General features: G+C 55.9%; 8 protein-coding genes. 6 read left to right on the top strand and 2 right to left on the bottom strand.

The annotated features are described in order from the left end of the window. On the bottom strand, positions 1-268 hold a 268-nt coding region (locus GGR91_RS09970; RefSeq protein ID WP_183942026.1), incomplete at its 3' end, for an alcohol dehydrogenase catalytic domain-containing protein. Between the two features lie 51 nt (positions 269-319). Then, the gene (purU, locus tag GGR91_RS09965; protein WP_183942074.1) at positions 320-1171 is read right to left on the bottom strand and encodes a formyltetrahydrofolate deformylase; all 852 of its coding nucleotides are present in this window, start codon (positions 1169-1171) and stop codon (positions 320-322) included. A gap of 245 nt (positions 1172-1416) precedes the next feature. Here purU and GGR91_RS09960 point away from each other — a divergent pair, with 245 nt between their 5' ends. The 6 genes from GGR91_RS09960 to GGR91_RS11750 all read left to right on the top strand — a co-directional run bounded on the left by GGR91_RS09960 (position 1417) and on the right by GGR91_RS11750 (position 11842). Further along, the gene (locus tag GGR91_RS09960; protein ID WP_183942025.1) at positions 1417-4107 is read left to right on the top strand and encodes a TonB-dependent receptor; all 2691 of its coding nucleotides are present in this window, start codon (positions 1417-1419) and stop codon (positions 4105-4107) included. Between the two features lie 114 nt (positions 4108-4221). Then, positions 4222-6279 carry a tetratricopeptide repeat-containing sulfotransferase family protein gene (locus GGR91_RS09955; protein ID WP_183942024.1) on the top strand — a complete coding sequence of 686 codons (2058 nt, stop codon included), beginning with the start codon at positions 4222-4224 and terminating at the stop codon, positions 6277-6279. Positions 6280-6296: 17 nt separating this feature from the next. Beyond that, a complete protein-coding gene (locus tag GGR91_RS09950) occupies positions 6297-7604 on the top strand; it encodes a spinster family MFS transporter (protein WP_183942023.1) in 1308 nt (435 codons plus the stop codon). Beyond that, positions 7597-9036, top strand: coding sequence for an aldehyde dehydrogenase family protein (locus GGR91_RS09945; RefSeq protein WP_183942022.1), 1440 nt, complete (start codon positions 7597-7599; stop codon positions 9034-9036). The genes GGR91_RS09950 and GGR91_RS09945 overlap by 8 nt, the downstream gene beginning before the upstream one ends. Further along, on the top strand, positions 9033-10220 hold the full coding sequence (locus GGR91_RS09940; protein WP_183942021.1) for a mandelate racemase/muconate lactonizing enzyme family protein: 1188 nt from the start codon (positions 9033-9035) through the stop codon (positions 10218-10220). The genes GGR91_RS09945 and GGR91_RS09940 overlap by 4 nt, the downstream gene beginning before the upstream one ends. Further along, positions 10217-11842 (top strand): GMC family oxidoreductase, encoded by a 1626-nt coding sequence (locus tag GGR91_RS11750; RefSeq protein ID WP_183942020.1) that lies wholly within the window; start codon positions 10217-10219, stop codon positions 11840-11842. Before GGR91_RS09940 ends, GGR91_RS11750 begins: the two co-directional genes overlap by 4 nt. Positions 11843-11892 lie beyond the last annotated feature (50 nt).

Here is an 11892-nt window from a genome sequence, read left to right as displayed (position 1 = left end):
GCGTGTACAATGGAATAACATGATCGCCGGGCTTTACGCTGGTCACACCTGCGCCGACTTCACGCACGATCCCTGCGCCTTCATGGCCAAGCACGCTTGGGAATATCCCCTCGCTGTCAAAGCCATCGAGCGTATAGGCATCTGTATGGCAAATGCCGGTCGCCATGATCTCAACCAAGACTTCGCCCGCCTTGGGACCCTCAAGGTCAAGCTCGACAATCTCAAGTGGCTTCTTCGCTTCAAAGGCAACTGCTGCGCGCGTCTTCATGGTAATCGGGTCTCCTAAACTTAACCAAATCGTTGGGCGGATTGCGCCCTTTTATTTGAACACAATCGTGCGGTTGCCATTCAGCATCACGCGGTGCTCCAGATGAAGCTTGACCGCCCGCGACAGAACCCGGCTTTCGGTTTCCTGCCCCTGCGCTATCAAATCGTCAACCGTATCGGCATGGTCAACGATCGATACGTCTTGGGTAATGATTGGACCTTCATCAAGGTCGGGCGTCACATAATGCGCCGTAGCACCGACCATTTTGACGCCGCGTTCATAGGCACGGTGATACGGCTTTGCGCCTTTGAAGCCCGGCAGGAAGCTGTGATGAATGTTGATAACGCGCCCATCGAGTTTCCGGCAAAGCTGGTCTGAAAGCACCTGCATATAACGGGCGAGGATGACCAGATCGACATTCTGTTCTTCCACCATCGCCAGCAGCTTGGCTTCTTGTTCCAGCTTGTTTTCTGGTGTCACCGGCAAATGATGGAATGGGATGCCTTCATGCTCTGCGCGGCGCTGCCAATTTTGGTGGTTGGAAACGACGCTGGTTATTTCCATCGGCAACCGTTTGGTTGCTGTGCGGTAGAGAAGGTCGTTCAGGCAATGGCCGCCTTGGCTGACCATGATCATCGCGCGCAGCTTCTTACGCAAATCGTGAATGCGCCATTCCAACCGGAACGCCGCAGCAACAGGCAGGAACGCCGCCTCGAAACTTTCCGTCGTCACATCAGCGGGGCAGTTGATGGCGATCCGCATAAAGAACCGTCCGGTTACCTCGTCGCCATATTGCGAGCTTTCGACGATGTTGCAGTCCTGGCTGGCAATCGAATTGGCCACCGCTGCGACGATACCCTTACGGTCGTCGCAAACTATCAACAGTACAAAATCTGCTCCCATGCGCATTATCATTCCTCATCTCGCAAAACGTGGGACCGCGTAGCCGTCGAAGTCCACGCTATCCATTGCTCTCATCCATATATTAGGTCTTCTAATCGCAACATGTAGATGAAATGATTGGTTGGGGAATTTAATTTACCAATCACGAAAATTTGGTCAGTTGCTTGACGGGAGCTCCAGTTTCAGTCTTATTGGTGGAGAATTGGAGCCCCCAGAAAATTTGGGGATGGTTGAGGGGAAGAAAATTGAAAAGTTATTTGAAAATTTCGACTGCGGCGATTGTGCTGGCAGCATTAGGGGCCGGCAGTGTCCCCGCATTCGCGCAGGAGGCCCAGGCCTCAGCAGACGAAGCTGCCCCCGGTGACATCGTCGTTACCGCCAACCGTCGTGATCAGTCTCTGCGAGACGTGCCGATGACGATCCAGGCGTTCGGCACGGATACGCTGAGCGAGCTTAACATCACCTCGATCAACGAACTTATCAAATACACGCCCAACGTGACTTTCAGTAACAATGGTCCGGGCAACGGCGCGATCTTTATGCGCGGTCTGTCGGCTGGATTTGCCGGTCAGCAGTCGTCGGCAACGATCAGCGGCTTCCCGAACGTCGCGCTGTATCTCGATGACCAGTCGATGCAATTCCCGGCACGTAACGCCGACGTGTATCTCGCTGACATTGAGCGCGTCGAAGTGCTTGAAGGCCCTCAGGGGACGCTGTTCGGCGGTGGCGCTCAGGCTGGTGTGGTTCGCTACATCACCAACAAGCCCAAGCTCAACAAGTTTGAAGGCGCGGTCGAAGGCAGCTTTGGCGGTACCTCGGGCGGTGCAGCAAACGGTTCGTTCAATGCGATGGTTAACCTGCCGATCATTGAAGACAAGCTCGCGATCCGCGCGGTTGTCTATGCCGATCATCGTGGCGGCTATATCGACAATAAATACTCGACATTTACACGCGAACCGACCGATCTTGGTTCATATTACCTCGCCTATAATGGCAATGGTAATCGGTTGACCGCGGCTCAGCAGAGCCAGGGCGGTAAGTATGACAACGCCCCGCTCGTTGAAGATAACTTCAACCCAGTTGACTATACTGGTGGCCGCGTCGCGCTGAGCTGGCAAGTCGCGCCGGATTGGGACCTGCTTGTAAGCCAGGCTTACCAGAGCCTCGATACGAAGGGCACGTTTGCGGTCCAGACTTATGACTATGACTACAAGCCGTTGACGGGACTTTCTTCCACGCTGTTCTCGCCGCAGTATAGCAAAGATGATTACTCCAACACCGCTTGGACGCTGAACGGCAAGGTCGGCGATTTCAGTTTGGTCTACACCGGCGCCTATCTCTCGCGAAACATCACGCAGCAGGGTGATTACACCAACTATTCGCGTGCGACATACGGCATCTTCTATCAGTGCACCGGTGCAGCCAACTACTATTTTGGTACGTATGGCGCTGCGCCTTATTGCTATGAGCCGACCGGATATTGGAAGGACCAGGTCAAGAATACGCACGAGACCCATGAATTCCGTATCTCGACGCCGAGTGATGGCCGTCTGCGCGCCATTGCCGGTGCGTTTTATGAAGCGTTCGCGATTGAAGACAACATGGATTGGTCCTACAAGTCCATCCCAAGCTGCGGTCTGTCGCTCACAGCAGCGCAAATTAGGGCTGCTGGTACGGTCTGCATGGGTAATGTTGCGCCGAACCCAGCTGCCACGCTCAACGTAGCGGGACCACGCGGTCCTGGCGTTGCTTTTGGTCAGGACATTCAACGTGGCTTTGATCAATACGCCTTCTTCGGATCGGTCGATTTTGACATCACGTCAACCCTGACGATCACGGGCGGTACGCGTTATTATCACTATGATAACTACGAAACCGGATCGGTATATTCGTCGTTCAATGCGGGCTGCTATCAAGTTCCGGTCTGCGTAACAGGCAACAACCTTGATGCGCAGAACCTGAATTCGACCTATAGCGGTTTCAAGAGCAAGGGCACGATCACGTGGAAGCCAAAGCCAGGCACGCTGGTTTATGCGACGTACAGCGAAGGCTTCCGTCCAGGTGCTTTCAACCGCGGGGCTTCCTCGCGCGTTAAAGATCCCGTGGCGCCGCACGCTAACCAGTTGCTCGTTCCAGCTGCCTATCGTCCGGACAATCTGATCAACTATGAAATGGGTCTGAAGACTGACCTGTTCGACCGTATGATGACGCTGAACATGTCTGCCTATTTCATGAAATGGAAAGACACGCAGATTGGCTTCTTCAACCCAGCGGCTGGCTTCGGTAACACCGCGTTTGCGACCAACGGCCCAACTTATGAGATCAAGGGTATCGAAGCGCAGATCTCTGCTCGGCCGATGGACGGGCTGACGATCCAAAGCTCGGGTTCGTATAATGACAGCCAGCAGGCGAACTCGCCTTGCTTCATCGCCAACAACCCAGGCGTGTCGTCGTTCGGGCAGTGCATCACGCAGGTCTATTCGGGCGGCGTGGTCAAGCCGGTCCAAAGCCCGTTTGGCGATATTGGTGGCATCACGCCGTTTAGCCCCAAATTCCAAGCCAATATCCGTGCACGCTATGATTTTGCGGGTGCAGGTGGCATGGAATGGTTTGTTTCAGGTGGCGTGAATTACACCAGCTCGATGTACAACCAGCCAGCGACCTATCCGTCGGGTGACGTTGCGGCTAACGGTAACGTCCTTGGGCCTAACGGCGTAATTGTTCCCGCAACGACCGTGTTGCGCTACAAGATGCCAAGCTACGCCCTCACTGACGCGCAAGTCGGTTTCAAGCGTGATGACTGGACAGTGACGCTGTTTGCCGACAATTTGTTTAACAGCAGAGCGTCGACCTTCACGAACTCTGCGCAGTACATCAAGACGTCGACGATCGTACGTCCGCGGACCTTTGGCATCAAGATCGGCACCAAGCTGTAATCGACTGCCGATGATTGAATGGGAAGGGGCGGCGCCACAAGCGCCGCCCCTTGCTTTCTGGCCGCACTGCGATTTTTATAAAGAACGCGGCGCTCGCCGATAGGAAAGTGCGGAATGGCCACCCAAATAGACTTGCCAACTTCTGACCAGAACGAACCCGCACTGCGCGTCGCCGATGCGCTCGCATTAGAGATTAGCGCACTTCATACGCTTCAGGCCGACGGCGATTATGCGGCCGCAGTTTTAGGCGCAACGCGTCTGTTGTCTGATCATCCTTCGAACCGCGACCTATTGCTGATTGAGGCGCATTCACTCCGCATGATGAAGCAGACCGATGCGGCCCTTGCTGCACTGGAGCGGTTTGAGGCGCATCATCCAAATTTTAGCCAGATGTTCCTTGAGCGCGGCCTGTGTCATGTCGCCAAGCGCGACGCCGCGGCCGCGATACAGTGTCTCCGCACGGCAGTGTCGATCAACCCGGCGCTGGTCATGGCGTGGCACATGCTCGATGGGCTGTATCGCATGACGGGGGATAGCCGGAACGCCGACCTCGCTGCCCGCCATTCAGCCAGCCTCTCCAGCCTGCCGCAGCCCATCGTTCACGCCAAAGTGCTGCATGGCGATGGCGAGATAGATGCCGCCGAGGCTTTGATCCGCCGCTTTCTTATAGAGGCAGGCGACCATCCCGAAGCGATGCGTCTGCTTGCACAGATCGGTCATCTGCGCAACGTGCTCGACGATGCAGAAACGCTTTATGCAGGTGTTCTGGCGATGGTGCCGGACCATGACGAGGCGCGTCATGAATATGTGCAGGTGCTGATCGCGCGCCACAAATTTCCGCAAGCGCGTGAAGCGTTGGAACCACTGTTGCTGCGCGATCCGCGCAACCACGCCCATCGCACGCAGGCTGCAACGATCAGCGTCGGTTTGGGCAGTTTTTCAAAAGTGATCCCCGAATACCGGGAAATGCTGTCCGAAATTCCGGGGGATACGATCGATGCGCGGGTTCGCCGCGCCGATCTCAACCTTTGGCTCGGCCATGCGCTCAAGACCGAAGGACTGACCGGCGAGGCTATTGAAGCCTATCTGGCCGCGACGGTCGACCGGCCCGATTTCGGTGACGCGTGGTGGAGCCTCGCTAACCTCAAGACATATCGCTTCACGGCCGAATCCATCGCGGTGATGCGCGAACGGCTTGACGCTGCCGATACCGCCGAAAATGACCGCGTCCACATCGCGTTTGCCTTGGGCAAGGCGCTAGAGGATCAAGGCGACTATGCCGCATCCTGGGCTGCCTATGAGCGGGGCAATCGGATGCACCGTGAAAGCAACGGCTATATCCCAGAAGTTTTCGAAACAAACACCCGCGAACAGAAGCGCGTGTGCACAACGCCGTTTTTTGCCGAGCGTTCCGGCTGGGGCCTCAACGACCCCGCACCGATCTTCGTGCTTGGCTTGCCGCGTTCAGGTTCGACGCTCATCGAACAGATCCTCGCGTCACATAGCATGGTTGAAGGCACGCAGGAATTGCCTGACATCCAACGGATCGTTCAAGAGTTGCAGGGACGCGAACTCAATTTCGACAATCCGCGCTACCCCGGTGTGCTACCGGACCTCGATGAAGAAGCCGTCCGCCGTTTTGGTGAACAATATATTGCAGACACGATGCCCAATCGGGTTCTGGGTCGGCCCTATTTTATCGATAAAATGCCCAATAATTTCCGGCATGTCGGCCTAATTCATCTGATCTTGCCCAATGCCAAGATTATCGATGCGCGCCGCAATCCGATGGCGTGCTGCTTCAGTAACTTTAAGCAATTGTTCGCGCAGGGTCAGGAATTCACATACGGCATTGAGGATATCGCACGCTATTATCGCACCTATGTCGAGCTTATGGATCATTGGGATGCAGTCCTTCCCGGCCGCGTCCTGCGCGTAAGAAACGAGGATTTGATTGACGATCTCGAGGGCAGCGTGCGAACTATCCTTGACTATTGCGGTCTACCATTTGAGGCTGGATGCATAGAGTTCCACAAGACTAAGCGGAGCGTGCGTACGCCTAGTTCCGAGCAGGTCCGCCAGCCAATCTTCCGCGATGGGGTTGACCAGTGGAAGAAATTTGAACCCTGGCTTGAGGGGCTACGCGATGCTCTTGGGCCGGATTTGGTATAATTTTAGGGGGAATGAATATGGCTAGCAACGCACCGAACGCACCGGTCAAGGTCGATGACGTCTCCTCGCTGGGGCAGCGTTGGTATGTCCTCATCATTATGATGCTGGTGTACACGATCAGCATTGCTGACCGTTATGTTTTGTCGACATTGCTTGGACCCATTAGCAAAGAATTGAACCTCACGGATACGGAGACCGCATGGCTTGGCCTTCCGCTGGCGCTTTTTTATGTGACAATGGGCATCCCTTTGTCATGGTTGTGTGACCGGACGAACCGCCGCAACTTGCTCGCGGCATCGGTTGCCGTCTGGTCGCTCATGACGGCGGTCACGGGTTACACGCGGGGCTATATTGATTTGCTATTGGCCCGCGTTGGCGTGGGCATTGGTGAGGCTGGCGGCACACCTGCGTGCAATTCCATTATCGCTGACTATTTTCCCGCCGACCGGCGCTCCATGGCTATGACCGTGTTTGCACTTGGCGCGCCTATCGGGGCGTGGCTTGGTTCGGACATTGCGGGCTTTGTCTCTACATCACATGGGTGGCGCGCCGCTTTCTTTGTGTTGGGCGTGCCCGGGATCATTTTGGCGCTGATCATCATGGTCACGATTAAGGAGCCGAAGCGCGGGCGCCTTGATGTCGTCACCGAAGATAAAGCGCCTACAATCATGGAAACGCTGCGGTTTCTGTGGTCGCAAAAATCGGCGGTGCATGCGATGACCGGAAGCGGCCTGTCTGCATTTTGGGGCTGGGGATTGATGTGGTTCACGCCGCTTTTCATGCAGCGTACATATGGCATGGATGAGGGCGAAGCCGGCAGTATGCTGGGCTGGATTTATCTTATTGGCGGCATTGGGGCGTCATTATTGACGGCATGGGTGGTGGCACGCCCGACTTATACCGACCCGCGTAAAATCGCCCGGCTTTTGGCCGTGGTAACGGCATTGGCCACTATCCCGTCGTTCCTTGCATATTATACACGGGATCTTGGGGTGGCACAGTTCATGTGGTGGTTGTTCATCCCGGCCATTTATTTCTACATCGGTCCGGCATTCGCACTGTGCCAGAATTTGGCGGCACCGAAAATGCGGGCAATGGCCGTGGCCATATCCTTGGTTATAGCCAATGTCCTCAATCTGATTATCGCGCCTACAATTGTCGGTGGCCTCAGTGACTTTTTTGACGCAACGGGTGGCGGCAATGCAGATTCCCTTCGCCTTGCGCAGCTTATTCTCGCACCAACCGGCCTGTGGGCGGCGTGGCATTATTGGCGCGCCGAAAAATACATTATTGAAGATCAAAAGAGAGCCATTGGATATGTCTAATTCGCCGCTGAAGTCTTATATCAATGGCGCGTGGGTTTTGCCTGCGACGTCCACTGCAACAGTGGATGCAGTCAATCCTGCGACAGAAGAAGTCTGCGCCGTCGTCGCTGTTTGTGGCCGTGACGATGTCGAATTGGCCGTCACAGCCGCACGCGCTGCGTTTGACGGATATGCCGCGACCACGCTTGAGCATCGCATTGCGTTGGTGGAAAAGCTGATCACTGTTTTCGAACGGCGCTATGGTGAAATGGTCACCGCCATTTCGACCGAGATGGGCGCGCCCTACGATCTGTCGCATGACGCGCAGGCGGAAAGCGGCCCCGGCCATTTACGCGCAACGGTTAAGGCCGTGCGCGAAATGGCGTGGGATTATGATGTTGGTACAGATGGCATCGTTACGCACGAACCCATTGGCGTTTGCGTGCTGATCACGCCGTGGAACTGGCCGATCAACCAGATCGTGTGCAAGGTTGGTCCCGCGTTGATTACGGGCTGCACCATGGTTTTGAAGCCAAGTGAAATGGCGCCGCTGTCGGCGCAGCTGTTTGCTGAAATGGTCGAGGAAGCCGGCTTCCCCAAAGGCGTGTTCAATATGATCCATGGCACGGGCGCTTCCGTCGGTGACGCGCTGACCAGCCACCCTGAAGTCGATATGATCTCGTTTACCGGATCGACGCGCGCCGGCGTTCAGATCGCCAAAAATGCCGCAGATACCGTGAAGCGCGTTGCGCAGGAACTGGGTGGCAAGTCCGCCAATATCGTCTTTGCCGACAGTGATTTGGAGGCCGCGGTCACGCGCGGTGTGCTGCATTGCTTCGGCAATACTGGTCAATCGTGCAACGCCCCGACCCGCATGCTTGTTGAACAATCGGTCTACGACGAAGCAGTGGCGATTGCCGCCCGCGTTGCGAATGCCGCGAAGCTTGGCGACCCGATGGAGAAGGGCCCGCATTATGGCCCCGTGGTCAGCAAGGCACATTATGACAAGATACAGGGCCTGATCCAGGTCGGGATCGATGAAGGTGCAAAGCTTGTTGCCGGCGGCACAGGCCGGGCCGATGGCTTTGACCGCGGCTATTATGTGAAACCTACGGTTTTTGCGGGCGTTCACAACAAGATGCGCATTGCCCAAGAAGAAGTGTTTGGTCCGGTGCTGGTGTTGATTCCGTTTAAGGATGAAGCGGAGGCCATCGCGATTGCCAATGACTCCCCATATGGGCTCTATGCCTATGTGCAGACCGGTGACTTGGACCGCGCACGCCGCGTTGCGCGTTTAATGCGGGCGGGCGGTGTCAGCATCAATGGCACGAGCCAAGACTATATGGCACCATTTGGCGGGTATAAACAGTCAGGCAATGGCCGCGAATATGGCGAATTTGGTGTGCGTGATTTCCTTGAGATCAAATCGATCAGTGGGTTCCGCGTTCCATGAAGCTAACCGATATCGAAACCTTCGTCGTTGGTAATCCGCCACCGCATTTTGGCGGCCGCTATTTCGTGTTCGTGAAACTGACAACCGACAGCGGGGTGTCGGGTATCGGCGAGGCATATTGCGTCCCGTTCGAGCCGCATCTTGTTGCCAAAATGATAGAGGATGTGTTCGCGCGTTACGTCGCCGGCAATGATCCGCACGATATCGAAAATATGTGGCGCCGCGTCTATTCCAGCGGTTTTACTCAGCACCCCGACCTCACGCTCATGGGTGTTTTATCCGCGCTCGAAATGGCCTGTTGGGACATCATTGGCAAGGAAGCCAACAAGCCGGTGTATAAGCTGCTCGGCGGCCAAGTGCACGAACGGTTGCGCGCCTACACCTATATCTACCCGCGGCCCGGCGACACAAAGGATGTTTATCACGACCCTGACCTCGCGGCAGAACGGTCGGCAGAATATCTGAGCCAAGGTTTTACCGCGCTGAAGTTTGATCCTGCTGGACCATATTCGGCGTTTGATGGACGTCAGCTGTCGTTGGAGGCGCTTGACCTGTGCGAGCGGTTTGCAAAGTCCCTGCGCGAAGCGGTTGGCATGAAAGCGGACCTATTGTTCGGGACACATGGTCAAATGACGGCCGCAGGCGCGATCCGGCTCGCCAAACGACTTGAACCATATGATCCGCTCTGGTTGGAAGAACCCGTACCCCCCGATGCGCCGGAGGAGATGGCCAAGGTTGCACGGGCAACGTCCATACCCGTTGCAACCGGTGAACGGCTGACAACCAAATATGATTTCGCGCGGCTGCTGCGCGCAGGCGCGGCTGCAATTTTGCAAATGAACCTCGGGCGCGTGGGCGGCATATTGGAAGCCAAGAAGATTGCCGCAATGGCCGAAGTTGATCATGTGCAGATCGCGCCGCATTTGTATTGCGGACCAGTGGTTGGTGCTGCCAACATCCAGATTGCGACCTGTTCACCCAATTTCTTGATTCTTGAGAGCATTGAGACGTGGGGCGGTTTCCATACGGAAATTTTGAAATCGCCCATCCGGTTTGAAGAGGGGCATGTCATCCCATCGACTGCGCCCGGCTTGGGGGTCGAACTGAACGAAGATGTCGCCCGTGCCAATCCCTATACCGGCGATATGTTGCACCTTGAAATGACGCAGCACCCCGTCCAGTGACCGAGGAATATGACTATATCATCGTCGGCGCAGGCACGGCAGGTTGTGTGTTGGCCAACCGGCTGACCGAAGATGGCAAATATAGCGTCTTGTTGTTGGAGGCCGGGGGAAGCGATCGTTCGATCTGGATCCAAATGCCCATTGGCTATGGACGCACCTTTTTCGATAAGCGGATTAACTGGATGTACGATACCGCGCCCGTTGAGGCGCTGGGCGGCAGGCAGAGCTATTGGCCACGCGGCAAGGTCGTCGGTGGATCAGGTTCCATCAACGCGATGGTCTATGTGCGCGGGCAGCCTCGCGATTTCGATGATTGGAAAGCCTTGGGCAATGCAGGCTGGGGTTGGGATGATGTCCTGCCCTACTTCAAAAAGTCAGAGGATTTTGACTGGCACAGCGCGCACCATGGTCAGGGTGGGCCGCAACATGTCACCGACATCTCGCCCTTTGCCCATCCCATTTGCCGCAGCTTTATTGAAGCCGCGCAGACATTAGGCTTTGCTGCGAGCAACGACCTCAACGGCGGCAAGCCTGAAGGCGTCGGCTATTATCAAATCAACACACGCGGTGGTTGGCGCGCTTCGACGGCGAACGCGTTTCTGCATCCGGCGCGCAAGCGCAAGACGCTGAAGCTTAAGACCATGGCGCACGCGACGCGCATTTTGTTTGAGGGACGGCGCGCAGTTGGCGTTGCGTACACATGCAAAGGCGCACAACTAGAGGCGAAGGCGCGACGCGAAGTTATCCTGTCCGGCGGCGCGATTAACTCCCCGCAATTGTTGATGCTGTCGGGTATCGGAGATGCAAGCCATCTGAAAAATGTCGGTATCGAACCCATTGTCGATGCAAAGGCCGTTGGCCGAAATTTGCAGGACCATATTGCAGTGTCTTATTTCTATAAGGTCCGCACACCAACGTTGAACGACGTGCTGCACCCGTTCGTGGGCAAAATCCGCGCTGGATTGCGCTATATGGCCGACCGGGCGGGGCCGCTGTCGTTAAGCGTCAATCAAAGCGGGGGTTTTGTGCGCAGCGATGCAACGCAAAAGCACCCGAATTTGCAGCTATATTTCAGTCCGGTCAGCTACACGAAAACACCATTGTCGGAACGAAAGCTGCTCAACCCGGATCCATTTTCGGCGTTTCTGTTATCGCATAACCCCTGTCGTCCGACCAGCCGGGGGCATATTGAACTCGCGTGCGCCGATCCTGCCAAATATCCGGTCATCCACCCCAACTATCTCGCAACGCAAGCCGATATTGACGATGTGCTGGCCGGTAACCGATTGCTGAAGCAAATTGCGCGGACGAAGCCGCTTGCGGATATCATCACCGAAGAGCTCATTCCCGGCGCGCATGTCGATGGCGATGAGGCCTTGCTCGCGGATTTTCGGGCACGCGCCGATACCGTCTATCATCCAACAAGCACCTGCATGATGGGGCCGGATGCAGCGACCTCCGTGGTTGATGTCCGCTTACGTGTGCATGGTGTGGACGGCTTGCGTGTTATCGACGCATCGGTGTTTCCGACCATCACATCCGGCAACACCAACGCCCCGACGGTGATGGTCGCCGAAAAGGGTGCGGCCATGATCTTGGAAGATGCAAAAAGCATGCGTTAATTTTATTTACCAGTCCTTTTCGGCTGTGCTACCTTCGTCAGATAGCGCGA

The organism is Sphingorhabdus rigui, from assembly GCF_014196595.1.
GTDB lineage: Bacteria > Pseudomonadota > Alphaproteobacteria > Sphingomonadales > Sphingomonadaceae > Sphingorhabdus_B > Sphingorhabdus_B rigui.
This window is presented reverse-complemented; position numbering and strand designations above follow the sequence as displayed.

Coding starts and splice junctions, on each gene's coding strand:
- purU (WP_183942074.1), bottom strand. CDS start 1,171: ATGGGAGCAGATTTTGTACTGTTGATAGTTTGCGACGACCGTAAGGGT.
- GGR91_RS09955 (WP_183942024.1), top strand. CDS start 4,222: ATGGCCACCCAAATAGACTTGCCAACTTCTGACCAGAACGAACCCGCA.
- GGR91_RS09950 (WP_183942023.1), top strand. CDS start 6,297: ATGGCTAGCAACGCACCGAACGCACCGGTCAAGGTCGATGACGTCTCC.
- GGR91_RS09945 (WP_183942022.1), top strand. CDS start 7,597: ATGTCTAATTCGCCGCTGAAGTCTTATATCAATGGCGCGTGGGTTTTG.
- GGR91_RS09940 (WP_183942021.1), top strand. CDS start 9,033: ATGAAGCTAACCGATATCGAAACCTTCGTCGTTGGTAATCCGCCACCG.